At 51.3% G+C, this 24,206-nt stretch carries 26 protein-coding genes and 1 riboswitch; of the genes, 21 read left to right on the forward strand and 5 right to left on the reverse strand.

All coding sequences use genetic code 11. The annotated features are described in order from the left end of the window. The first annotated feature begins 340 nt into the window (after nucleotides 1-340). On the forward strand, nucleotides 341-643 hold the full coding sequence (locus QNH46_RS11335; RefSeq protein ID WP_283928165.1) for a HesB/YadR/YfhF family protein: 303 nt from the start codon (nucleotides 341-343) through the stop codon (nucleotides 641-643). A gap of 152 nt (nucleotides 644-795) precedes the next feature. Here the strand turns inward: QNH46_RS11335 and QNH46_RS11340 are convergent, their stop codons facing one another. Further along, nucleotides 796-1,314: an ADP-heptose synthase gene (locus QNH46_RS11340; RefSeq protein WP_283928166.1), complete on the reverse strand. Its 519-nt coding sequence runs from the start codon at nucleotides 1,312-1,314 to the stop codon at nucleotides 796-798. Between the two features lie 146 nt (nucleotides 1,315-1,460). On the opposite strand from QNH46_RS11340, the gene QNH46_RS11345 reads away from it, so the two are divergent. Together QNH46_RS11345 and QNH46_RS11350 are read left to right on the forward strand one after the other, a co-directional pair. Next, nucleotides 1,461-2,423, forward strand: coding sequence for a phosphotransferase family protein (locus QNH46_RS11345; RefSeq protein WP_283928167.1), 963 nt, complete (start codon nucleotides 1,461-1,463; stop codon nucleotides 2,421-2,423). Nucleotides 2,424-2,497: 74 nt separating this feature from the next. Then, entirely contained in the window at nucleotides 2,498-4,246 is a 1,749-nt protein-coding gene (locus tag QNH46_RS11350; RefSeq protein ID WP_283928168.1) for an ABC transporter ATP-binding protein, read from the forward strand. 142 nt (nucleotides 4,247-4,388) lie between these two features. On the opposite strand, the gene QNH46_RS11355 is transcribed toward QNH46_RS11350, so the two are convergent. The 3 genes from QNH46_RS11355 to QNH46_RS11365 all read right to left on the reverse strand — a co-directional run bounded on the left by QNH46_RS11355 (nucleotide 4,389) and on the right by QNH46_RS11365 (nucleotide 6,714). Beyond that, nucleotides 4,389-4,841: a DUF441 domain-containing protein gene (locus tag QNH46_RS11355; RefSeq protein WP_155611065.1), complete on the reverse strand. Its 453-nt coding sequence runs from the start codon at nucleotides 4,839-4,841 to the stop codon at nucleotides 4,389-4,391. Nucleotides 4,842-4,843: 2 nt separating this feature from the next. Further along, nucleotides 4,844-5,830 carry a YpdA family putative bacillithiol disulfide reductase gene (locus tag QNH46_RS11360; RefSeq protein ID WP_283928169.1) on the reverse strand — a complete coding sequence of 329 codons (987 nt, stop codon included), beginning with the start codon at nucleotides 5,828-5,830 and terminating at the stop codon, nucleotides 4,844-4,846. 92 nt (nucleotides 5,831-5,922) lie between these two features. Further along, nucleotides 5,923-6,714, reverse strand: a complete 792-nt coding sequence (locus QNH46_RS11365) for an alpha/beta hydrolase (protein ID WP_283928170.1) — start codon at nucleotides 6,712-6,714, stop codon at nucleotides 5,923-5,925. 156 nt (nucleotides 6,715-6,870) lie between these two features. Between QNH46_RS11365 and QNH46_RS11370 the strand changes: the two genes are divergently transcribed. Both QNH46_RS11370 and QNH46_RS11375 read left to right on the forward strand, forming a co-directional pair. After that, nucleotides 6,871-8,091: an MFS transporter gene (locus QNH46_RS11370; protein ID WP_283928171.1), complete on the forward strand. Its 1,221-nt coding sequence runs from the start codon at nucleotides 6,871-6,873 to the stop codon at nucleotides 8,089-8,091. 45 nt (nucleotides 8,092-8,136) lie between these two features. Further along, nucleotides 8,137-8,325, forward strand: a complete 189-nt coding sequence (locus tag QNH46_RS11375; RefSeq protein WP_283928554.1) for a hypothetical protein — start codon at nucleotides 8,137-8,139, stop codon at nucleotides 8,323-8,325. Between the two features lie 66 nt (nucleotides 8,326-8,391). On the opposite strand, the gene QNH46_RS11380 is transcribed toward QNH46_RS11375, so the two are convergent. Beyond that, nucleotides 8,392-8,631: a hypothetical protein gene (locus QNH46_RS11380; RefSeq protein ID WP_155611069.1), complete on the reverse strand. Its 240-nt coding sequence runs from the start codon at nucleotides 8,629-8,631 to the stop codon at nucleotides 8,392-8,394. 468 nt (nucleotides 8,632-9,099) lie between these two features. On the opposite strand from QNH46_RS11380, the gene QNH46_RS11385 reads away from it, so the two are divergent. The 16 genes from QNH46_RS11385 (at nucleotide 9,100) to QNH46_RS11460 (ending at nucleotide 24,190) form a co-directional block, all read left to right on the forward strand. Further along, entirely contained in the window at nucleotides 9,100-9,936 is an 837-nt protein-coding gene (locus QNH46_RS11385) for a hypothetical protein (RefSeq protein WP_283928172.1), read from the forward strand. Between the two features lie 21 nt (nucleotides 9,937-9,957). Beyond that, entirely contained in the window at nucleotides 9,958-10,113 is a 156-nt protein-coding gene (locus QNH46_RS11390; protein ID WP_283928173.1) for a hypothetical protein, read from the forward strand. 149 nt (nucleotides 10,114-10,262) lie between these two features. Then, nucleotides 10,263-11,069: an SDR family oxidoreductase gene (locus tag QNH46_RS11395; RefSeq protein ID WP_283928174.1), complete on the forward strand. Its 807-nt coding sequence runs from the start codon at nucleotides 10,263-10,265 to the stop codon at nucleotides 11,067-11,069. A gap of 158 nt (nucleotides 11,070-11,227) precedes the next feature. Then, nucleotides 11,228-13,741 carry an ATP-dependent helicase HrpB gene (gene hrpB / locus QNH46_RS11400; RefSeq protein ID WP_283928175.1) on the forward strand — a complete coding sequence of 838 codons (2,514 nt, stop codon included), beginning with the start codon at nucleotides 11,228-11,230 and terminating at the stop codon, nucleotides 13,739-13,741. 310 nt (nucleotides 13,742-14,051) lie between these two features. Beyond that, nucleotides 14,052-14,693, forward strand: a complete 642-nt coding sequence (locus QNH46_RS11405; protein ID WP_283928176.1) for a response regulator — start codon at nucleotides 14,052-14,054, stop codon at nucleotides 14,691-14,693. A 195-nt stretch (nucleotides 14,694-14,888) separates the two neighbouring features. Next, nucleotides 14,889-15,248 carry a replication termination protein gene (locus tag QNH46_RS11410; RefSeq protein WP_283928177.1) on the forward strand — a complete coding sequence of 120 codons (360 nt, stop codon included), beginning with the start codon at nucleotides 14,889-14,891 and terminating at the stop codon, nucleotides 15,246-15,248. Nucleotides 15,249-15,344: 96 nt separating this feature from the next. After that, nucleotides 15,345-15,541: riboswitch (cobalamin riboswitch) on the forward strand. Between the two features lie 132 nt (nucleotides 15,542-15,673). Further along, complete coding sequence (gene metE / locus QNH46_RS11415; RefSeq protein WP_283928178.1) at nucleotides 15,674-17,980, forward strand: 5-methyltetrahydropteroyltriglutamate--homocysteine S-methyltransferase; 2,307 nt, start codon at nucleotides 15,674-15,676, stop codon at nucleotides 17,978-17,980. Nucleotides 17,981-18,121: 141 nt separating this feature from the next. Continuing rightward, nucleotides 18,122-18,835 carry an MgtC/SapB family protein gene (locus QNH46_RS11420; protein ID WP_283928179.1) on the forward strand — a complete coding sequence of 238 codons (714 nt, stop codon included), beginning with the start codon at nucleotides 18,122-18,124 and terminating at the stop codon, nucleotides 18,833-18,835. A 132-nt stretch (nucleotides 18,836-18,967) separates the two neighbouring features. Then, nucleotides 18,968-19,663 carry a response regulator transcription factor gene (locus QNH46_RS11425; RefSeq protein ID WP_283928180.1) on the forward strand — a complete coding sequence of 232 codons (696 nt, stop codon included), beginning with the start codon at nucleotides 18,968-18,970 and terminating at the stop codon, nucleotides 19,661-19,663. Next, the gene (locus QNH46_RS11430; protein ID WP_283928181.1) at nucleotides 19,653-20,750 is read left to right on the forward strand and encodes a sensor histidine kinase; all 1,098 of its coding nucleotides are present in this window, start codon (nucleotides 19,653-19,655) and stop codon (nucleotides 20,748-20,750) included. The genes QNH46_RS11425 and QNH46_RS11430 overlap by 11 nt, the downstream gene beginning before the upstream one ends. A gap of 27 nt (nucleotides 20,751-20,777) precedes the next feature. Continuing rightward, nucleotides 20,778-21,911 (forward strand): response regulator, encoded by a 1,134-nt coding sequence (locus tag QNH46_RS11435; protein ID WP_283928182.1) that lies wholly within the window; start codon nucleotides 20,778-20,780, stop codon nucleotides 21,909-21,911. A gap of 142 nt (nucleotides 21,912-22,053) precedes the next feature. Then, on the forward strand, nucleotides 22,054-22,521 hold the full coding sequence (locus QNH46_RS11440) for a hypothetical protein (protein ID WP_155611080.1): 468 nt from the start codon (nucleotides 22,054-22,056) through the stop codon (nucleotides 22,519-22,521). A gap of 152 nt (nucleotides 22,522-22,673) precedes the next feature. Next, nucleotides 22,674-23,189, forward strand: a complete 516-nt coding sequence (locus QNH46_RS11445) for an Ig-like domain-containing protein (RefSeq protein ID WP_283928183.1) — start codon at nucleotides 22,674-22,676, stop codon at nucleotides 23,187-23,189. A gap of 31 nt (nucleotides 23,190-23,220) precedes the next feature. After that, nucleotides 23,221-23,436, forward strand: a complete 216-nt coding sequence (locus QNH46_RS11450) for a collagen binding domain-containing protein (protein ID WP_283928184.1) — start codon at nucleotides 23,221-23,223, stop codon at nucleotides 23,434-23,436. 116 nt (nucleotides 23,437-23,552) lie between these two features. Beyond that, nucleotides 23,553-23,729 carry a hypothetical protein gene (locus QNH46_RS11455; protein WP_283928185.1) on the forward strand — a complete coding sequence of 59 codons (177 nt, stop codon included), beginning with the start codon at nucleotides 23,553-23,555 and terminating at the stop codon, nucleotides 23,727-23,729. A 182-nt stretch (nucleotides 23,730-23,911) separates the two neighbouring features. Then, on the forward strand, nucleotides 23,912-24,190 hold the full coding sequence (locus QNH46_RS11460; protein WP_283928186.1) for a prealbumin-like fold domain-containing protein: 279 nt from the start codon (nucleotides 23,912-23,914) through the stop codon (nucleotides 24,188-24,190). Nucleotides 24,191-24,206: the final 16 nt, after the last annotated feature.

The raw sequence follows: 24,206 nt of genomic DNA on the forward strand, positions 1-24,206 counted from the left end.
CCCGTAACATATAACGCGTACGCTGCTTTCACAAAGTGAAGCAACCGCAGCTATATAGCATTGCCTATACCCGCTAGAAGACGGCGGGGACAGTTCGCGAATATACTCCAGTCCTGCCTGCAGGGGTTGCTCCGGTATTCAGTTGTAACATGTGTCCGTTATGAACAGGAAAATGATTAACAATTAACACCGTGCTCACCCTTTCATAGTTTGGTAATTAATGCAAATGAGATCTCGTATGCTGTTGAGTTTAACACCGCTTTCTTGCCGCTGTCAATTTTTATTTTGGCAATTCCATCAAGATTGGTCTAAAATAAGGAGAAGATAGGAGGGGATCGATATGATCAACGTTACAAAAGAAGCGGCTGGCTGGTTCAAAAACGAACTTGGCGTACAAGAGGGTCAGGCGATCCGCTTTTTTGCGAGATATAGTGCGGGAGGAACCATCCACCCGGGATTTGCGCTGGGCATCGGCATTGATACCCCGGTCTCGCCGGGAGCTGTAGCTGAGGTGGAAGGAATTACGTTCTACATGGAAGACAAGGATTTGTGGTATTTGAAGGGATACAACCTGAACGTTCTATATGACCTGAAGCACAACGATATCGAGTATGAGTACGAAACGGCCGAGGCGCAGGATTAGCGGTAGTCCCTCAAAAATGCCTTGGCAGGGACTCAAAAAGGACAAGAATAAGCCCAGAAGCGCGAGATAACGGCATTGAGGGCACGAGGTGAAAGAGGATCAGCTGCTGGTTCCGACAAGAAAAGGCCCGTCTAACGGGCCTTCGCTTTGTATTACGGCTGGTTATTCGTAAAAATGCTATCTTCCATGGCGAATTCGAAATCCTGGATATCGAATACCTGAACGGGAACCTCCGCTTCGATGATGCGGCGGATCAGTTCCAACTGATCCGTCAGGACTGGGGCGCCTTCGCGCTGTGCAGTCAGCACGATTTCGGTCTCGATCGGATCGAGGAATTCCCCGTATTGCTCGTTATCAAGCGCGTTGACCACCGTCCATGAGACGTTCTCGCCGAACAGGATGGAAGGGCTCTTGGCCCAGGGAATATTCAAGGCTCGTTCAAGCTTTTTGCGGTTGAGCGGTTCTTCCAGATAAGCTATTAACTCATTGATTTTATTCTTAACATGCAAGTCATCGGCTGGATCATGCATGAGAGGTTCGGGACTATTCTGAAATTCGTACAGCTCAATGACGGTGGTGTAAGGTACAATATATTCTACTGGCGCGCCGGGCGCGAGTAACTCCCCATAAATGGCCACCATCACGGCTTCAATGACAAATCGACGTGACATGGTTATCCTCCTACAAACGGTTGCTGCTCTTGTCGACTGCCGCAAGCGATCGCCCTTGGCAGGGACATATTACTAGGGAGTATATCACAACATGGATACAAATACAGCTTGATCGGCAAAAAATGAATGACGAATGGAGGAAGGTTATGCCTGAATCAGAGGATCTGGCACAGAAAGCTGAGTTGTCTTCGAACGTCCTTGCCTGGATTAGGGAGCAAAGCGGGGGGAGCTGGAACATTCGCCGTACCCGCCCCTTGTTAGGAGGAGTTTCGTCTGCGGTCTACGAGGTGGAGTTGGAGAGAAGCGGGGAGAACACCAGCTGGGTACTTCGTCAATATACGGATCTGACTCGGTTTGAGGCAGAGCCAGATCTCGTCGCACATGAGTCGGCGGCGCTTCAAGCGGCGTCAGAGCACGGGATTGTGGCGCCGAAATGGCTCGCATCCGATTCCGATGGCAGCAGCTGTGATACGCCTTCCGTCCTGATGACGCGGTTGCCGGGCGAGGTCGTTCTTATGCCGGCAGACAGGGCAGATTGGCTTCGCGGGCTCGCCCAGGCGCTGGCCCAATTGCATCTTCAGGGAACGAAGACATTTCCTTGGACTTATTTTTCATATATCGATCCGACCCGCTTCAGCATTCCCGAATGGACGGGCCAACCTGAGGTTTGGCGGGAAATCGCCCGAGTCATCCAGGGTCCGGAGCCAATGTATACGCCCAGGTTCATTCATCGCGATTATCATCCCGGCAATGTGCTGTGGGAGCATGGGAGGGTGTCCGGCATCGTCGACTGGGTCAATGCCTGCCTGGGTCCTTCAGGAATCGACATTGGTCATTGCCGGGTGAATTTGGCACAGCTTCATGGGGTTGATGCAGCCGACCGCTTCCTGGAAGCCTACATAGAATGCATGCAGGGCAGGCAGGAAGCAGAATACGACCCTTACTGGGATATGGCAACCTTGGCGAGCTACGTTTCCTATGGTCTCGTGGTATACCGCGGGTGGATAGATCTTGGCATTACGCATTTGCACAAAGATTTGCTGGGTGCACGATTGGACAAATACGCGGAAAGTCTGCTGCAGCGGCGTTCGGCCAGCCATTTGGATTGATGATTGCGTAATTTAGAATTACGGAAACTACAGAATTCGTTTAGCAGAACAGCATAGAGGGATGTGCGCATCAGTTGAAACATTGGAAAGCTTATTTTACTTTTGTTAAACCGTATACGAAATGGATTCTGCTCACCTTATTCATAGGCGTGCTGAAGTTCGGCATTCCGTCGATGCTGCCGCTGGTGCAGAAATATGTCGTTGACGATATTTTGCTGAATAAATCGATGGGGCTTCAGGAGCAGGTCTCCCAGTTGATGATCGTGCTTGGGGCAACGCTGTTTCTCTTTGTCATCGTGCGCGGGCCGGTGGAGTATGCCCGGCAGTATTTCGCGCAAATGATCACGGCAAAAATTCTCTTCGACCTTCGTAATAGGCTGTACAGCCATTTGCAAAAACTTTCGCTCCGTTATTATCAGAACACGAAGGTGGGCGAGATCATCTCCCGGTTCATCAACGATGCGGAGCAAACCAAAAATATCGTTGAAGTCGGCATGATGAATGTGTGGTTGGACGCCTTCACGCTCGTCTTTGTCCTTGGGTTCATGTTCTATCTGGATCCGGTGCTGACCCTTGTATCTATCGCGATTTTTCCGCTGTACGCGATCGCCGTCAAGGTGCTGTACAAGCAGCTCAAAAAACTGACCAAAGACCGCTCTGCAGCTCTCGCCGGCATTCAGGCGTATTTACATGAGCGGATCCAAGGGATTTCGGTCATTCGCAGCTTTGCTCTGGAAAGGCATGATCAGGCCAAACTGGAAGGCGTCAACGGGAATTATTTGAAAAAGGCGCTGGCCCATAGCCGCTGGAATGCCTGGACCTTCGCGATTATCAACACGATGACGGATATTGCTCCGCTGCTGGTCATCGGTTATGGCGGTTATCTGGTCATTCAGCAAAATTTGACGCTTGGTACATTTATCGCGTTTTTCGGCTATCTTGATCGTCTTTATTCGCCATTGAAACGGCTGATTAACTCCTCGACTGTGCTGACCCAGGCATCCGCATCCTGGGAACGGGTGCTGGAATTGCTCGAGGAGCCGTACGATATGGTTGATCAGCCGGATGCTCTCCCTCTCAAAGGGGGGAATCATGGCATAGCGCTCCGCAACGTCTGGTTCAAATATCATGAACGGGATCCTTGGGTGCTTAGGGATATATCCCTCCGGATTCATCCGGGAGAGACGGTAGCATTCGTTGGAATGAGCGGCGGAGGAAAATCGTCTCTTGTCGGTTTGATTCCAAGATTTTACGATATTCAGAAGGGAAGTTTGCTGGTAGGCGGCCGGGATGTGAAGGAGTGGACGATGGAGAGCCTGCGCAGCTCGATCGGCATGGTGCTGCAGGATAATTTTCTGTTTAGCGGCACCGTTCGCGAGAACATACTTTTTGGTAAACCAGGCAGCAGTGAAGAGGAGGTTTATGAGGCGGCCAGGGCGGCGAATGCGCATGAATTTATTATGGAATTGCCGAATGGCTATGACACGGAAGTCGGGGAGCGCGGCGTGAAGCTGTCCGGCGGGCAGAAGCAGCGTATTGCTATCGCGCGGGTATTCTTGAAGGATCCGCCGATTTTAATACTGGATGAAGCCACCTCGGCCCTGGATTTGGAGTCAGAGCATCTCATCCAGCAGTCGCTTCAGCAGCTCTCCAGAAGCCGGACGACCTTAATCGTTGCCCATCGCTTGTCCACGATCACTCATGCGGATCAAATTTTCGTCATGAAGAACGGCAGTATCGCCGAACGGGGAACGCACGAAGAGCTGATGGCTAAGGACGGGGTTTATGCCCAGCTCTACAGTATTCAGAATTTGAATCCCTAGCGGAAGTGGATAGGACTTATTGTCTGTTATTGAAATTGGTTTAAAATCAATGGCTTGGGCATCATGCCAAAAAGCGCCCGTGAAGCATAAAGGCTTCACGGGCGCTTTTGCGGTTAGGAATAGTCTCGAGCTTCTTGAGCTTCTACAGCTTGCCGATAAAAAGCGACAAAATGCCAGCCGCGATCAGCGGGCCGACTGGAACCCCGCGGAAGAAGGCTACACCAAGCACCGTGCCGATGAGCAAGCCTGCAACGACTGTCGGCTGGCTGCCCATTAGCGCGGCTCCCCGTCCGCCTAGCCATGCGACAAGCATGCCTACGGCAATGGCCAGCAGGGATTTCCAATGGAAAAAGGAAGACCATATGACGGACAAGGGGATTTTGCCGCTCGCGACAGGGGTCATGACGCCGATCGTCAGAATGATGATGCCCACCGTCAAACCGTACTTCTCTAGCCAGGGGAAAGTGGAATGCAGCTGCAGTACACGGATCAGCAGCAGGAAAATCATCGCAACTGTAATCGGCAAGTTGCTGCTGAAAATACCTAGCGCGGCTAGAAATAGCAGAATAAGCGAGGTGACATCGACTTGGCTCATGGTCAAGCCTCTCCCGATCTGCTGGCTACGATGTGCTCGGCGATCAGCACGCCATGTTTGCGGCCGGTTTCGATGAATACCTCATTGGCGTTGCTTCCAGAGGCGATAACACCGGCAACATAAAGTCCGGGCACGTTGCTCTCCATCGTTTCCGGGTCGAAGACCGGCTTATCCGCTTCGCCTGACATCTTGACGCCTGCCTGGAACAGCAGCTTTCGGTCCGGGTGAAAGCCGGTAAGGGCCAGCACGAAATCGTTCAAAATTTTCTCCCGGCCGAGCTCGGATTCGATAATGACATGATCTTGGGCAATATCGATAACCCGGGAAGATAGTCTTAGATCGATCTTTCCGCGGTTGACCATGCTTTCAAAGATCGGCCTTACCCATGGCTTGATCTGCTCCGAGATGCTGTCCCGGCGGTACACGATCGTTACCTGTGCTCCGACGCGAATCAATTCCAGCGCTGCATCGACTGCGGAGTTGCTGCCACCGATGATCACAACTTTCGTGCCCGTGTACGGATGCGCCTCCCGGAAATAGTGGGATACCTTATCCATCTCTTCACCCGGGATGCCGAGCATGTTCGGATGATCGAAATAACCTGTGGATATAATGACGTTGCGGGCTTGGTATTCCCACTTCTCGCCGCTCCGCGTGACTGAATGAACGGTAAAGCTGCCGTCTTCGTGACGGTGGATCGCCGTGGCTTCCTCGTAGGAAGCGATCTGCAGATTATAATGGCGGCTGACTCCACGGTAATAGGCCAAAGCTTCATGGCGGAAGGGCTTATCGTTAGGCGTGCTGAAGGGAATATCCCCGATTTCCAGCAGTTCCGGCGTGCTAAAAAACTGCATATGCGTCGGATAAGAATAAATGGAATGAACAAGAGAATGCTTCTCGAGTACGAGAACGTGAAGTCCCCGCCGCTGGCATTCTATGGCCGCCGAGAGTCCGCAAGGACCAGCACCGATGATAATTACGTCTTGCATGTGAGTCCTCCTAGTTCGTGAATGAAGTTTGCGTTGGCGCTAGCTGAAACAATACTATCCTACAGGAAATGCTCCTTAATATCCACCTGGAGTCAAGCTCTGTTTAGCGGCAGCCAGGCTAGAACATCCTGAATGCGCGCATCCCAGTAGGCCCAATCATGGTTTCCCGGACCCTCCTCGTAAGTCAAATCAAAGCCGGAATTCCTGCATGCATCCCTGAAGCGGATGTTTTGCTCGTACAGGAAATCTTCAGTGCCGCAGCACTGGTACAGCCGCGGGGCGGAAGCTGGGTCAACCGTCTTGAGCAGATATAATAAATCATTTTCGGTGCCTTTTGGGCCGGCAGGACCGAATATTTGCTCGTAAAGCGACGGATTGTTATTCTCGATCGGGCGTCTCACTTCATCGATCCGGTTGACCGATACGTCCAAGGCGCCAGACAGGCTGGCGGCTGCTGAGAATGTGTCCGGCTTCCTCAAGGCCAGCTTGAAAGCGCCATAGCCGCCCATTGACAGGCCGGCGACGAAGGTATCCTCGCGGCGCTGCGACAGGGGAAAAAAGGAACGGCATATATAAGGAAGCTCTTCGCTGATGAAAGTCCAGTATCGTTTGCCGGCAGCCATATCTGTATAGAAGCTGACATCGACTTGGGGCATGATGACTGCAAGTCCGAGCTCGGCAACATAACGTTCTATCGATGTCCGGCGCAGCCAGATCGAATCGTCATCCGACAGTCCATGCAGCAAATACAAAGCGGGAAAAGGACCGGATACTTCGCTGCCGCCCAATCCGATTTGCGCTTTGGCAGGCTGGGGTAAAATGACCGTCATGGAAGTGGAGAGGCCCAGTACCTCGGAGAAAAAACGGCATTGAATTAAAGCCATGGCATTAGCTCCTTTTACAATTGTTATCAGGGAAATTATAACATTACCTGGCGGAATTCAGGCGATCGAAATATGGGTAAAGTGGTACAATGGAGTTATTATGTTTACTGTACCAGGGAATTAGATATTTCAAGATGCAGAAGCAGAGGTGGTCACATGGAAGTCCCCTGGAGAAGAAATTTGGTTGTGCTTTGGCTCGGTGTGTTTTTTTGCAGTATGGCTTATTCCATGGTTATCCCCTTCATGTCCTTATTTATTGCCCATGATTTAGGCATTACCGATCATTTGACGATTTGGTCCGGCTTTACGTTTGGCATTACATTTCTGGCAAGCGCGCTAATCGCTCCCTTCTGGGGATCGCTATCTGACAAATACGGCCGGAAGCCGATGCTGCTGCGGGCGGGTTTTGCCCTCTGTCTAGTCTATGTACTGAATGCCTTCGTCAGAAATCCGTTCGAACTGGTCATCGTTCGTATTCTTACCGGTTTGCTCTCAGGTTATGTTCCGTCGGCGATCGCGCTGATTGCGACCAATACTCCGGAGAAGAAGGTAGGATTCTGTCTCGGCATTATGTCAACAGCCGGAGCGGCAGGAGGGATTATCGGCCCGCTCGCGGGCGGCGCTCTAAGCAAATTCGTCGGCTATCGGGAGTCCTTCCTTGCGGCTGGAGCTATCGTGCTTATTCCCACCTTGATCGCCTGGCTATTCGTCCGGGAATACAATTTTGACAAGAACAAAGCCCGCTCCCGTGTGATTGACGATTTGCGCTCTGCTGCCGAGAATCGTCCATTAATGCAGCATTTGACCGTCGTGCTCATCGTTACCGCCTCTGTGATGGTTCTTGAGCCGCTGCTATCGCTTTATGTGCTGCATTTGGGCTCTACCGCTGCAGATGCTTCCTTCAGCTCAGGTATTATTTTCTCGGCGGTGGGGATTTCTACCGTGCTCGCCGCTCCGGTATGGGCCAAAATTGGTGAACGGATCGGCTATCGGAATACGCTGATCATCGGCTTGGTTGGCGGAGGACTCGGCAATATTTTACAAGTGTTCTTTCACGACATTTTCGGGTTTGGCACACTGCGTTTCATCTACGGGTTGTTTTTCGCCGCCGTATTTCCCGCCCTCAATGCGCTGATCGTCCAAACGACAGAACCCGAATTCCGCGGCAGGGCGTTCAGTCTCAATCAATCCGCAGGGCAGCTCGGCAATATGATGGGGCCGATTGCTGGCGGAACGTTGGCGGGTTGGATAGCGATTCCCACTGTGTTCGTGATGAATGGGATGCTGCTTGTCGCGACAGCAGCAGCGCTGAAGCTGAATCTAGGGTCGAAGACCAGCCGCCCTGCAGGTACAAATTCATCCGTGGGCCATTATTAATTTGAGTTTAATCAGTTCCAATTGGGTTAAATAACCATTAAGGGCATGGAAAATATTTCCAAGTTGCCGTTTTGCCTGAATAAAGGGGAGGAGGATATGGCGATCGATCGGTTTATTCTGAAAAAGCTGCATAGCTGTACCTATCAGCCAATGAGGCAAAATTTGATTCGTTTGTTCCTGATCCGCATCGAGAAAGCTTGGCATGAAGAAGAGGCCCTGAAGCCGGCGTGGTAACCGCCGCTGCTTCGGGCCTCTATTCTTCTATTCACCAAGAATCATAATTTGCTGTTGACGAAAATATTAATAGAGAGACAGCGCCAAGGAGTCATATTCGCTCTTGCTGTGCAATATGGCTTCCGAGCCTTCGATTTCAATACTGATCAGGGAGTTCAGGCATTTCTTCAACGCCCGTTTACCGTGATTGAATTTGTTCTCCAGCGCGCTGGTCAGCAGCTTGAGAGTCCGCTGAATCGGCTGTTTGCTATCAACGTTGAAATATACTGGGATCTGATTATTCTGAAAGCTAATAAGTATTTTCATGTGAATCACCTCTTAATACAGTGGTTTCATAGTACATATTGTAAAGCAGAAAACTTAAAAACAGATTAAGAAAACATTATAATTCAATTAATCTTTGATGAGGAATTTCGAAAAATGGAAGGGCTGTTTTCTTTTTTTTCTATTTTAAGTACGAAAAAGTGGTCGATAAAGTTTCAAAATAACGAAAAAGTTAAGCTGATTTTCCTATTTTTATGGGTATATTGCAATAGATTTCCAAATTATTCCGAGCATAAATGGTATAAATAGTGTTATGATAGGAATGAAGTTATTACAAAACTGTAAGGAGTGTTTCAAATTTTGGAAAAAAGGGTTAAATATATTGGCTAAAATTTTAGGTATGATCAAGCCCTGAAAACATTCCTAGGTTAGTAGTACTGATTTCAATCGAGTTAGATAGAGAAAAAAGGATTAACGAGTCATACCTGATATTGTTGAGGAGGTGGGCAGATGTTAATTGCGGATGCGTCCCAGAGTGAAATCGTAACACTGGAATCCAAAGAACTGATCTATTTAACCGATCTGCTCGGAGCAGACCGTCTGCTGGGGAAGGAAGGTCCATTTCGCGGCTTCTTGCTCAAGGAGATGGATGAGAATTGGGAGCATGTCCGGGAATCCTTAATTCAGAAAGGTTATTTAACGCCTCGGGGGAGCGAGGATACGCTGACCGTCCCGATGCATGTTATGTCAAGGCTGGTGGCGGCGTCCCTGGCTGATAAAGCTTGTTGGGTGAAATATCGCGCAGGAACCGAGACGTATGAACAATTTCTACATATTGCGGACGAATGCGTAGTCAAGGTGGAAAGATCAAAAGACAATCCGGCGCTGCATCAGCTGGATGAAATTAGCGAGGTCAGAAACGTATGCGGGAGCTTGGCCGGCAAAATGATGTGGAATGCGCATTGCCCGGGAGAGCTGCCTGCGCTTATGCTGTCCAGGCGGCAGTTTGCGGAGGTTATCCGGCAGCTCGATGATTTGGATATGGAGGATGTCATGGTAGAGCTGCTGAAGATCACGGATGATCAAGAGGGGGCCATTTCACTGGCCAATTGCCTGAAGACTTATGTGGCGCAAGGGGACATTCGTTTCTTTGCGTGGAATGGCGATCAGTGGGAATCGCAGCATGCGCAGTTTATCAACAACCATTCGATCAATTGGCTGTTCCGTTCCAGCACAAAGGCGGATGAAGACTGGCTTATTGCTACCCCGACGCAGAAGGACCAATTCCAGGAGATGCTTCTGCACTGGTTCCGGGAGCCCTGTGAACAGGTTCAAGGAAGACAGTAGCCGACGTGAGGGAGGGAGTTTGTGAGCAGGATAGATGATGAAATCATGGAACTCAGGCAGAGGGTCGCTCGTCTGGAGGAGCAGATCAGGCAATATGAAGAAGCGCCTGCTCGAGGCAGTTATGTGCGATGGCTCCTTACCGGTTTTCTCGTCGTTATTCAATTTTTAGTTTGGTAAAAAATAAGCCGTTTTAAATCTATTTTGCTTGTCCAGTGGTTAAATCACCCCCTGTTTTGGGTAATCTTGAAACAGACGGCAAGGCGGAGCATACAGCGTCAGCCTGCCTCGGCGAATGAACCCAAAATTCTGGTAGGAGTGTGACCTTTATGACGGAGAAGCAGGGTAATCGACTTCGTTTTCAAGGAAAAACCGCGATTGTTACGGGGGCTGGCTCCGGGATCGGCAAGGCAACGGCTATCAAGCTGGCGAAGGAAGGCGCAAAAGTCGCGCTGTTTGATTTAATAGATGACCGTACGCACAGCACCGAGCACCAGATTAATGAAATCTATCGGGGGGTGTCGCGTTCGTTTGACGTCGACGTATCGGATCCGGTGCGAATGGAGCAGGCGGTTAAGGAAGCGGCGGACCATTTCGGACGCATTGATATTGTATTTGCTAATGCCGGCATTAACGGCACACTGGCTCCCGTAGAAGAAATGACGTTCGAGGATTGGCAGCGCACGCTGGGAATCAATTTAAACGGGACGTTTCTAACCGTGAAGCATGCTGTTCCGTATTTAAAAAAGCAGGGCGGCGGCAGCATTATCATCACAAGTTCGATCAACGGGAACGACCGCTTCTCCGGATTCGGCATGTCGGCTTACAGCACGACGAAGGCTGGCCAGGTCGCCTTTGCCAAAATGCTGGCTTTGGAGCTTGCGAAGTTCAAAATCCGCGTCAATGTCATTTGTCCCGGCGCCATCTCGACGAATATCGATTCTTCCTCAGAGGTCCGCGAAGAGCTGGAGGAGATTATCATTCCGGTGGAATACCCGGAAGGTTCGCAGCCGCTCGCGGACGGTCCGGGGCAACCGGAGAACGTTGCGGATTTGGTGGCGTTTCTCGCCTCTGATGAATCCGTGCACATTACCGGCGCCCGGATCGTTATCGATGGGGCCGAATCCCTGCTGTAGTTTTTAAATTTATCCATATAGGCATTCAAATTCACATGAACAAGGAAACCCCGCCCCGATTCGCACAGCGACTCGGGACGGGGTTTTGTACTGCTGTAGGACAAATGACGCCTGTATGGTAAAATGCTAACAGCACTTTGTACATGAAGGAGAAGAGAATGACAAGGCTTCCTATTGATGAGGTTATTCCGGAGCTTAAGGCCTGTTTGCAGTCCGCGGGGACGGCCATTCTGCTCGCGGAGCCGGGAGCAGGCAAGACGACGCGCACGCCGCTTGAACTGCTCCAGGAGCCCTGGCTGGAGGGTCAGGGCATCGTTATGCTGGAGCCGCGGCGGCTTGCCGCCCGTTCGGCGGCGATTTATATGGCCGCGCAGCTTGGCGAGTCCGTTGGCCAGACGGTTGGCTACCGGACGAGAACTGACAGTAAAACATCGGGCCGGACAAGGATTACGGTTGTGACAGAAGGCATTCTGACGCGGATGCTGCAGCATGACCCGGCCTTGATGGGGGTCGGGCTGATTATTTTTGATGAGTTCCACGAGCGGAATTTGCATGGCGACATCGGTCTCGCCTTAGCGCTGCAGAGCCGTGAGCTGCTTCGGGACGATTTGCGGCTCTTGATTATGTCGGCAACGCTCAATCCCGAGCCGTTGGCCGAGCTGTTTGGCGGCGCGTCCGTCATTCGCAGCCAGGGGCGGACGTACCCGGTGGAGACCAGGTACGCGGCAGGGCCATTAAGCCAAGCTCCGTTGGAGCAGGCGGTGGCGCGAGCGGTACGCAGCGCGCTTGAGCAGCACGACGGGAGCTTGCTGGTGTTTTTGCCCGGCGCACGGGAAATTCGCCGGGTGGAGCGGTCGCTGGCACCTATCGTGCCAGGCGATGTGCTCTTGGCGCCGCTATACGGCGCGCTGCCTGCGGAGCAGCAGCAGCAGGCGATAGCGGCAGCGCCGCCGGGCAAGCGCAAGGTGGTGCTTGCCACGTCGATCGCGGAGTCAAGCCTGACGATCGAGGGCGTGACGGTGGTCATTGACAGCGGCTTGCGGCGTACGGCGCTGTTCTCCCCGCGCACCGGCATGAGCCGGCTGGTCACCGTGCGCGCCGCCCGGGACTCCGCTGACCAGCGGCGGGGGCGGGCCGGGCGTACGGCGCCCGGCGTGTGCTACCGCCTCTGGAGCGAAGCGGAGGACCGGCTGCTGCCCGAGCGTACGGCGCCGGAGATGCTGGAGGCGGATCTCACGCCGCTCGCTCTGGAGCTGGCGGCCTGGGGGGCGGGCTCGCCGGAAGAGCTCGCCTGGCTTGATCCGCCGCCTGCGGCGCCTTATCGGCAGGCCGTGCGGCTGCTGCAGCAGCTCGGAGCGCTTGACGGCGAAGAGCGCATTACCGGGCATGGGCGCAGGATGGCCGAGCTTGGGCTGCATCCGCGTCTGGCCCATATGCTGCTGAAGGCAGCGGATTTGGGACTGGGCCGGCCGGCCTGCCGTCTGGCCGCACTTCTGGAGGAGCGCGATTTGTTCAGAGGAGCGGCTGGAGCGGGTGAAGACAACGATATCCGCAGCCGGCTGGCTCTGCTGATGGGGAAGGAAAGTTTGTCCCGGAGCACGGGAGTCCCGTTGCTTCAGGCGGAAGAACGCGATCTTCAGCGAGTGGCAGCCGTAAGCGTCCAATATGAGCGGAGGCTTGGGATCAAGGAATTAGCGCAAGCGGGAGAAGAGCAATGGTTTGAGGCTTGCGGCCTGCTGGTGTCGTTTGCATATCCAGACCGGATCGCCAAACGCAGAGCTGACGGCAGATATTTGCTGCGCAGCGGCCGCGGCGCTGTCTTCGCCAGGAAGCAGCATCTTGGAGAATCTCTCTATCTAGCTGTTGCAGAAGTTGATGATGAAGGGACAGAGGGGCGGATTTTATTGGCTGCTCCCCTGGAACGGGATGATTTGACGCAGTATTACGGTGAACATATCCGGGAAGAGAGACAGGCGGAATGGGATGAGGAAGCAGGGACCGTCCGTGTTCGTCTGCGGGAGACGCTAGGGGCGATTGTGCTTCGGGAACAGCCGGTTCAGCCTGTGGCCGAGGATTTGACGAAGGCGCTGCTGCATGCCGTAGCAACGCTTGGCGTGGGGATTCTGCCTTGGAATGACAAGGCTCGGCAGCTGCAGGCCCGCATCGGATTTCTCCGCAAGCTGAGCGAGCGCTGGCCGGATTTCTCCGACGAAGCTTTGGCGGAATCTGCGGGAGTATGGCTCGCGCCTTACATCGCCCATTTTCGCAAACGATCGGACTTGCAGTCCCTGTCCCTGGCGGCGATTTTTGATAATGAGCTGGGGTGGGAGCTGAAGCAGGAATTGAATGCACAGGCGCCAACGCATTTGTCAGTACCCAGCGGCTCCCGAGTTCAGATCCATTATGATCAGGGAGAGCCATATGCCGCAGTCCGTCTGCAGGAGCTATTCGGCATGATGGACACGCCTCGCATCGGCTACGGAAAGGTCCCGGTTATCATGCACCTGCTGTCACCAGCTAGGCGTCCCGTACAGGTTACGGCCGATTTGCGGAGTTTTTGGGACAACGCTTATTTCGAGGTGAAGAAGGATTTGAAGGGCCGCTACCCGAAGCATTATTGGCCGGATGACCCGCTTCAGGCCACGGCGACGAATCGAGTGCGCCCGAAATGAACCTCATTTATTTACGGAATAGATGACTGGAAGCTTGGAGCCATGGGCAGCCATCCGCAAGACGAAGCGGATGCTCTCGGGCTCTATTTTTGTACCTTGCATTTTTGCGTCCTGTTTGTTTATGGTATGTGCAGAATTTGTCTCATTTCCAAGACCCCCTCGGCTTGGCCCTGTTCGGAAATGGATGAGGATCCTGCTATTTGCTTTACCGCAAAGCTTGCCAGGCTCAGGTCTATGGCGTATATTCGGTGGAGTACGCCAGCCAGCTTGAAGCAAGCACAAGTAACATTATTATGAAGGAGACTAGGCCATGAAGGTAAGAGTGTTAGTCGTTGACGATCATCCCCATGCCCGCGAGGCCATCGGTGAAATATTGTCGGACGATGACTGCTTTGAAATTATCGGATATGCCGAGAATGGAGACGAAGCCCTGCTGCAGACAGAGCTGTGGATGCCTGATCTTATATTGATGGATATCCATATGCCGGGCAAAGACGGTTTGGAAACAACGAGGGAAATTAAGCTGAAATATCCTTACGTCAAAATTGTGCTGATCACCGTCTCCGACGATGCAGCTCATCTGTTTGAAGCGCTGAAGCAGGGAGCGCAGGGCTATTTGCTGAAGAACCTGGAGCCGGGCACCTGGCTGCAATATTTGCGGGCGGTCGCCAGTGACGAAGCCCCGCTGTCCAGTGAGCTGGCTTTCCGGATTCTTCAGGAATTTCCGCTGTCCAAGAAAAATAACAGCGCTGATCACCCGCTTACGAGCCGGGAACGCGAGATTTTGAACTGGGTCGCCAAAGGGTTGACCAACCGGGAAATCGCCAAGGAACTGCAAATTTCCGATCAGACGGTCAAAAACCACTTGAAAAACATTTTGCAAAAGCTGCATTTGGAAAACCGCGTGCAATTGACGAGATATGCTTTGGAGCAAGGTTGGATCGAAAGCTAGCTCCTAATTATCAAATTTCATCATGTGAAAAATTCACAATAGTAACCCAAAAAGCTATTTTGCTCCTATTTGCCAATCCTGCTTCCTACTACGGCACTTAGCAACTAATCTATCGTATTAAAAGAGCTGTTGGACGGCTATTGTGAAAAATTCACAGCTATTCTATACTTTGAAGAAAGAGCAGGAGGTGGAACGATGGCCTTTATGATTGCACAACGGGCATATATCAAGCTCTATTTGATTTCGATGGTAGAGCAGCGAAGGGGCTACGGTTACCAGATGCTTGAAGAGTTGAAGGAAGAGTTCAAGCCGTTTGGCTATGTTCCTCCGCAGAGCGAAATATACCGGGCCCTTCATGAGCTCGTGCAGGAAGGGGTACTGTATCGCTCGAAGCATCTGAAAGGGAATGATCCCAGCGTGGATTTCCAAGAAATCGTACTCTATGATTTTACCGATGACGGACATGAGAAGGCCGAGCTGTACAAGAAGCAGGTTAAGGTCGATTTAGACCGCTGCATCGGTATGTTGAACAAGGCTGTTGCCGATAATTATTGAGTTTTGTGCATAAATAGGACATATTTATTCTAGGACTAATCCGATTTGTATTGTATTATTTGACAACATGAAGTAACATAAATTGTATATTCATAACCGAATATTGTGGGAACAGGTGCTTCAATCACCGTCGATTGAAGCTTAAAAGGGAAGTCCGGTGCAATGCCGGCGCGGTCCCGCCACTGTAACAGAGGAGCTGGGAGCATGGGTGCCACTGATGATCCGTCATTGGGAAGGCAGCTGTCCAGTTATGATTCTGAAGCCAGGAGACCTGCCTGTTCTGTCAGCACTGCTGTACCTACGGGAGATAGGGAGGTGTTAAAGATTTGAGCCATCGCGCAGTAGACGAGGGTCCTCTTTAGCCATTCCAGCTATAGGGGACCCTTTTTGTTATTGGAAGAACTTACACTGGGGAGGAATTGTGAATGAGTCATACGGTAAAAAGCGGAAATTTAGGTTATCCGAGAATCGGCGGACAACGGGAATGGAAAAAAGCGATTGAAGCCTATTGGACTGGCAAACTGGACGAGCAGCAGCTGCACGGGCAATTAACGGAAATACGGCTTCATAATTTACGGCAGCAGCGGGATCAGGGGATCGAGATCATCCCTGTAGGCGATTTTACGTATTACGATCATGTCCTCGATATGGCCGTTATGTTCGGCCTTGTCCCGGAGCGGTTCTCCTATAGCGGCGGCGAGGTATCTCTGGACACGTATTATGCCATCGCCCGGGGAAATAAAGAAGCGCCGGCCAGTGAAATGACGAAATGGTTCAACACGAACTATCATTATATTGTTCCGGAGCTAGGCGGCAGAAAACCGCAGCTAACGGTAAACCGTCCGCTGGTTGCTTACCGCGAAGCCAAAGAGAAACTGGGGATCGATGGAAGACCTGTGCTGATCGGGCTTTACTCCTTCCTCAAGCTATCGAAAGGGTTTAACGAAGCGACGGAGTGGGATCATTGGGTCGAGCTGCTGCTGCCGCTATATGTTCAAGTACTTCAAGAGCTCGCCGCAGAAGGTGTAGCCTGGGTTCAAGTGGACGAGCCGTCTTTGGTGACCTCTGTGTCGGCCGAGGATATAACGCGGGTAAGAGCCATTTACGAAACAATTCAGCGCAAGGCTCCGCAAATTTCCATTCTGCTGCAAACGTATTTCGAAGCGGTGGACCGTTATGAGGAGGTCGTGTCTTTGCCTGTTGCCGGCATCGGACTTGACTTCATTCATGGGCTGGACGGCAACCTGGCTGCCCTGCGTAAATTTGGATTCCCGGCGGGCAAGACGCTTGGAGCGGGCATGGTCGATGGACGCAATATTTGGCGCACGGACTTGTACCGCCAGAAGCAGCTGTTACTTGAAATCCTGGAAATGGCTGCGGATTCCGAGGTTATCGTGCAGCCGTCCTGCAGCCTCCTGCATGTGCCCGTGTCGGCTAAGCAGGAGCAGACGCTGGTGGCCGTGCTTCGCGACGCTTTGTCCTTTGCCGAAGAGAAGCTGGGTGAAGTCGTCGCATTGAGCGCTGCGGTGAGTACAGGCATTGACAGTGTGAAGGGGATATTCGAAAGCAATCGCATCGCCCTCGATAATCTGGCCAAGGATCCAGCTCGCAACCGGGCAAACGTAGCGGCCGCGGTAGAGAAAATCGCCTCTGAACCGGCTGCGAGGGGAAGCGAGTTCGCCATTCGCCGCAAAAAACAGAAAGAGAAATGGCATTTGCCGCTGCTTCCGACGACGACCATCGGCAGTTTTCCGCAGACGGCAGAGGTTCGCTCCGCCCGTCAGAAATGGCGCAAAGGGGATTGGAGCCAGGAGCAATACGAATCCTTTATTAAGGAGCATATTCAACAGTGGATTTCCCTCCAGGAGGAAATTGGCATCGATGTGCTCGTACATGGCGAATTCGAACGTACGGATATGGTGGAATTCTTCGGCGAGAAGCTGCCGGGATTCGCCTTTACGAAGGGCGGCTGGGTTCAATCCTACGGGACGCGCTGCGTGAAGCCGCCGGTCATCTACGGGGATGTTGATTTCGACCAGCCAATGACCGTGAAGGAGACGGAATACGCGCAATCCCTGACGAACAAGCCGGTCAAGGGAATGCTGACCGGGCCGATTACGATTCTGAACTGGTCCTTCGTGCGCAGTGATTTATCGCGTGAGCAGGTCGCTTATCAAATCGCGCTGGCGTTGCGTAAAGAGGTAGAGGCGCTGGAACGAGCAGGCATCGAGATGATTCAGGTCGACGAGCCTGCGCTGCGTGAAGGGCTGCCGTTGAAACGCGAAGACTGGGCGGGGTATCTGGACTGGTCCGTCAAGGCGTTCCGCGTCACGACGTCGACTGTGCGCGATACGACCCAAATCCATACCCATATGTGCTATTGCGAGTTCCACGACATTATCGATTCCATTCGTGCACTGGATGCGGATGTCATCTCTATTGAAACCTCGCGCAGCCATGGCGAGCTCGTTCATAGCTTCGAAGAGCATACGTACGATCTCGGCATCGGTTTAGGCGTATATGACATTCACAGTCCGCGAGTTCCGTCGGTTGAGGAGATGACCTCCATGATCGACCGCGCGCTGCAGGTGCTGGATCCCGAATTGTTCTGGATCAACCCGGACTGTGGCCTGAAGACGCGGGGAGTGGATGAGACCGTGAAATCATTGAAGAATATGGTGCTGGCCGCCAATCAATACCGCGCCAAGGAATCGCTGGTCGGCACCAAGTAATCCGCTGACTTTTATGTAAATATGGTAAATCATAAGACTGCCCTGAATAGGTTATAAAAGTAACCTGAGGGGTAGTCTTTTTGATTGCCTAAACATAGCAGTTACACTTATACTCTCTCTATACGCAGGAGGAGATTACGAATGTTACTGGAATGGGAAATTATTATGAAGCTGTTTATCGCGCTTCTGTTCGGTTTGTTTATCGGCATCGACCGCCAGCTGAAGCAGAAGCCGCTGGGCATTAAGACGAGCATGGTCATTTGTATCGCGAGCTGTCTGGTGACCATCGTCTCCATACAATCGTTTCACAAATTCGCCGGACCGGATCATCCGAATATGGACCCGATGCGCCTGGCAGCGCAAATTGTCAGCGGTATTGGTTTTCTTGGCGCCGGGGTTATTTTGCGGAGAAGCAATGAAGGCATTTCCGGACTTACGTCGGCAGCGATGATATGGGCGGCGTCGGGTATCGGGATCGCAATTGGCGCCGGATTTTATCTTGAAGCGGCGCTGGCGGTTGTCCTGCTCATTTTGGCGGTGAATTTCATTCCTTATATGATCAAATGGCTTGGACCCTATAAACTGAATCAACGCGATGTCTCCGTCAAAATCGTGATGGAGGATCGAGGCAACGTTACGGATATGATCCGGATCATTGAACGGAAGGAAGAGAAGGGGCCAGCAGCGAAATGGAACCGTCATCGCATACGCCGTTTAAAAATTAAAGATTTGGAGGAGGGCCGTCAGCGTATTGATATGGTCATCTCGGCCTCGGAGCGGGAATACACGACGGAAATATACCATTTTGTGCGCCAAATCGATCATGTCATCAGTGTTGAAGTAGAAAATTTGTAGTGCTTGTAACTTTCCAATGGATCCGCCCGTTTGTAAGATAATCAGAAAGTTATTCATAATTAGGCGGTTCGGTCATGGTATGATAGAACTAACTTGGTTTATTCGAACAATCACCAAAGGATGGATTATTGGATGAGCAAACAAATTTTAATCGTAGACGATGATGAGAAGATTGCAAAGCTGATCGAGATATATTTGCTGAATGAAGGCTACTCCGTATTTAAGGCCGACAATGGACTGGATGCTCTTGACATTGTGGAGCGTGACCCCATAGATCTGGTTATCCTGGATATTATGATGCCAGGCATGGACGGAATTACCGTGTGCATGAAAATCAGGGAGACGCGAACCACGCCGATATTGATGCTCAGCGCCAAGGACGGGGATATGGACAAAATAACAGGCCTTATGACCGGGGCTGACGATTATATGGTGAAGCCGTTTAATCCCCTAGAGCTGATTGCGCGGGTCAAATCGCTGCTGCGCCGCTCCTCTTACAGCATGCAGCCTGCGCAGCCTCCGCAGGATCATATCATCAATCTGGGCTCCCTGCAAATCGACAAGGAGACGCATACGGCGACGGTCGATGGCCGGGCAGTCAAGCTGACGCCAATTGAATTCAATATCCTGTTTCTGCTGGCCAGTCACCCCGGCCGGGTGTTCGGCTCGGAGGAGATATTCGAGCTGATTTGGAAGGACAAGTACTTTGAGAGCAACAACTCGGTAACCGTTCATATCAGCCGGCTGCGGGATAAGCTGGAGAAAGAAATGGACGGCGAAAAGCTGATTCGCACCGTATGGGGGGTTGGCTACAAAATTGAAAGCTAGCCTCAGATTTCTAACGTGGCTGTTATGGACTGTAGTCACTTCCATTGTTGCCCTGCTTATTTTGGTATTGGTAGCGAAGCTGTTCTACGCCTTATTCCCGTGGGTGACTATCGGTTATGTGCTTAGCTGGGTGAACCGGAATATCGGATATCCTGATGCCTATTACATTACGGGCGTCCCCATCCTCCTGCTGTTTGCACTCTATTTCTACCGGCGCAGCATTCGCCGTCATGAGGAGAAGTATTTGGCGCTTCTGATCGAAGAGGTGCATCGGATCGAGGAGGGAACCACGCACAGAATTCCAATTGAGAACGTCGGGAAATTGGGCCAGCTGGCGACGGACATCAACCGAATGGTCGATCGCTTGCGCACCTCTATGGAGGAGGAGAGACGGGCGGAGCAAACGAAAAATGAGCTCATTACGAACGTTTCCCATGATCTGCGCACGCCGCTGACGTCAATTACCGGATATTTGGGATTGATAGAACAGGACCGGTACAAGGACGAGGTGGAGCTTCGCTATTACGTCGGCATGGCCTATGAAGAATCTCTACGCCTCAAGCAGCTGCTTCAGGATTTATTTGAGTTTACAAGATTGCAGAACAAGGAAATGAAGATATATAAAAGCCGGATCAATCTGGTTGAAATGCTTCATCAAATCACGGCACACTTCGGCTGGCAGCTGCAGGAGAGCGATATGGAGTGCCGGCTCTGTTTCGCGGAGCAGCAGCTCTATGTCATTGCCGATGGGGACAAGCTGCGCAGGGTATACGAGAATTTGATTGTCAATGCTATCCGTTATGGCAGCGACGGGAAATATATTGATATTCGCGGCCGCGTGGAAGGAGATCAGGTCATAACCGAGGTTATCAACTACGGCGAGCCGATTCCAGAAGCGGATCTTCCACATTTGTTCGACCGGTTCTACCGGGTCGAGAAATCGCGCGCTACGAATACAGGAGGCTCCGGCATCGGTCTGGCAATAGCGAAGCATATCGTCGATCTTCATCAAGGTGAAATCTTTGCGGACAGCGACGAAGACCGGACCGCATTTACCGTCAAGTTATCAAGGAAATCGAAGCCTTAGCAATGTTGTTGAAGGAGCATAATTACGATGAAGGTAATCTTGGTAGATGATGAAAGGCTGGCCTTGGATTATTTGGAGCGTCAGCTGATGAAGCTTGATGAAGTAGTGATTCTGGGGAAATATACCAATCCGTTCGTGGGCAAAGAGCAAATATTGCAGCAGGATGTAGACGTTATTTTCCTCGATATCAGCCTGCCTGAAATTAACGGGATCGAGCTGGCGGAGCAAATTTTGGAGAAGAAGCCGGACATGCATATCGTATTCGTGACGGCCTATAACGAACATGCGGTGAAAGCATTCGAGCTGAATGCCTTGGATTATATTGTCAAACCCATTATTGCCGAACGTTTAGCCATCACGATGGAACGCGTCAGGTCGCGGAGGGTTCTGGTCTCCAAACAGCAGGAGGTGCCGCGGAAGGAAGAGCATATTCGGCTGAATGTTCTGAAGCAGGTTACGATTGAGACCTCCCCTGGGCAATTTTCCATCATGCAGTGGCGAACCTCCAAGGCGCAGGAGCTTTTTCTGTACCTGCTTCAGCATCGCGGGCAACTGGTGCGAAAGTCGGCCTTGATCGATTTACTCTGGCCCGAATACGAGATGGATAAAGTGTACTCCCAGCTATACACAGCGGTTTATCATATTCGTAAAACACTGGAGCCGTTCGGGGAACGTTTTCAAATTGCCAACGCAACTGAAGGCTACATTCTGAAAATTCAAAATGTCGTTCTTGATGTGGAACAGTGGGAGTCAGAGCTTGCATCGCTCTATCCCCCGACCTTGGAACGTGTAGATCGATGCTCTGAAGCTATAAGGCAGTACACAGGACATTATTTGCAGGAACATGATTACTGGTGGGCGGAGAGCGAGCGCCAGCGGCTTAAGGAGCTTTGGCTTGAGGCCTCATATGCCGTCGCTGCTCTGTATGAGCGCGCGGGGCTTCTTGATCAAGCGATTAACAGCTATAGCGCTATTTGCAGGCAGCATGCTCTAGAGGAAGAAGCTTATTTTGCCCTGATGAAAATCCATCATTCCATGAACCATCCCCATCTGGTTGAGCGGGAGTATGGAATGCTTACCCGGATCTACCAGGAAGAGCTGAATGAGGAGCCAAGCCCTCACATCATCAAATGGTTTAAGCAGAATATGATTGAGCAATAGTCATTTCTATAGTCGCCGGTGTGCGGCTTTTTTTGTATGTGCGGAGTCTTTGTTCACTTGTTTAGAAATTGTATAGGCCAGTTTTCTATGATGGAGACAAGAATATTTGACATATACAAAAATATTGGGGGAAGAGCTGCACATGAAATTGATTCGTAACTTTAGACATCGTTCAACTATCGTTTCCAAAGGCTTGGATCTCCTTGCTATGAAGGAAGTCGAAATTGCTAGGGATAAGCATGCCAACTACGGAAGAGGCTATTACATTAATTTTGAAGGGCAGATGCTTGGCATCGTCGCCACGCCGAAAGGTCCTTTATTCTTCTGCAACGAGGACACTTACCTGCTGAAGGATAATTTTAAAATTCAATTGCTGCACCATGGCCAAGAGAATACATTCTTGTTCACCTGGAAAGGGGAAACCAAGCTGCGCATCGCATACTCCCGCAAGTTGTACCGAAAAGGAGACGAGTGGGTGGATGATATGGTGCAGGATTTCTTTACTTGGCTTGCCATGGCCGTCAAACGAAAGAAATTTTACAGTTTCTATACTTTAAAAGAAGATGAGCTTCAGGAAAACGATGTAATTTTGCTGAAAATGGCTCAATAACAAGCTCTTCGACCGCATCCATCCTGTTTGTTGAGAATTGTCTAGTCTGATTTTGCAATATAGGCTTGCCACTGAAGAAACCGATGAAGGGAGGATAATTCAGTAGATCCTTGACAAGGAAGACAAGTTCTAAATTGGAGACGGGTTAAAGTATGAGAAAAAAAGGTTTTGTATTACTGGTCGCCGCCATGCTGTTTCTACACAGCATCATAGGTCCCGGATTTGCATCGGCGAACACGCCCCTGGGCAGCTCCAGTAACAGTAAGAGCATTTTGACCAAGGTCATGCTGAAGGATGCGGCAGGCAGCGTCATTGACGCTGTCTATAATCCGAATGCCGACCCGGTGGTCATGGGAGCGCCGGTGACCCTGGAATATGAATGGGAGCTTGAGAACGGTCATGATTACGTAGCCGGGAGCACGTTTGAGTTCGATATTCCACAGGAATTCGAGCTGTACAACAGCGTAAATGGCATTCTCGAAATTAGCGGTTTAGAAATCAGTAATTTCGCTGCCTCCAAAAACGGCCATGTGATTGTTACCTTCGATGAAGATGTAAGCGGGTATTCTGACGTGGGCGGGACGATTATTTTCAACACCAATTTTAGCAAGACGGCGATAACGGGCAGTACCGAGGTGGCTATTCCGTTTCCGGTCCGCGGGGGATAAACAGATTCACTGGTCGATCGATGTCAACACTTTGCTTGAACGGATCGATCAGGCTGTAATCACGGATGAGACACCCCCGGGCCTATCTCTGGATGTTTCCTCGATCCAAGTTCATAAGTTGAACGTTAACGTGGACGGCAGCACGCAGCTTGGGGCTCCCGTTCTATCAGGCTACACGCTCGACACACAGTCCCTGGACGGCTTTAGAATCGAATTTGACAGTCGCTCGATTCGGCATATCGGATAACGTCTACGACGAATGTCGGCAACGGCGATGAAACGAGCTTCACCAATACGGCGAAGCTGACGGGAAGCAAATCTGCTGAAGCATCAAAAACAGTGCCGATTCAGCGCCCCGAGGTATTGAGCAAGAGATTGGAGAGCTATGACGAGCAGACTCGAACAATGACCTGGGTGATCGAATATAACTTTAGAGGCAAGCATATTCCGCAGGGGATTTTGGAAGACCGCTTTAATGACACTCAGCATTTGGTAGCGGGAACGCTTGAAGTTCGCGATCGGGAAACGGCACGCTTCTGAGCGAAGGAACGGGCAAGGTGGAGAGTTTGTATCCAAAGGCGGAGAGCAAAACGACGATAGAATTGATTGGACGATCTATATCAACCGCGGACAATCCTATGTCGAGGATGCCAAAATCATTGTCGAGCCGACACCGAATCAGGTGCTTGTCGAGGATTCTTTCCGTTTGTACAAAGCAAAGGTTGGCGCCAGCGGAGTTAGCACCGATAACGGGCTTGACGCCGCTTCAGGAAGGTGTCGATTATACACTGGTCATCGCTCCGGACGATTCGTCCCAAATGCTGGAAGGCGCTGTATTCGTATTGCAGGATGCCAAAGGTAAAAGACCGGCGATTACGAAAACGACGGATGTTGATGGCAAAGCACTGTTTACCGATTTGCTGTATGGTGACTATGTACTGGAAGGCTTCAGGCTCCTGCAGGCTACGAACTGCTTGACGCTCCGATCAGTGTCACAATAGACTCCGGTATTAAGGC

Origin of the sequence: Paenibacillus woosongensis (assembly GCF_030122845.1) — a bacterium.
Lineage (GTDB): Bacteria > Bacillota > Bacilli > Paenibacillales > Paenibacillaceae > Fontibacillus > Fontibacillus woosongensis_A.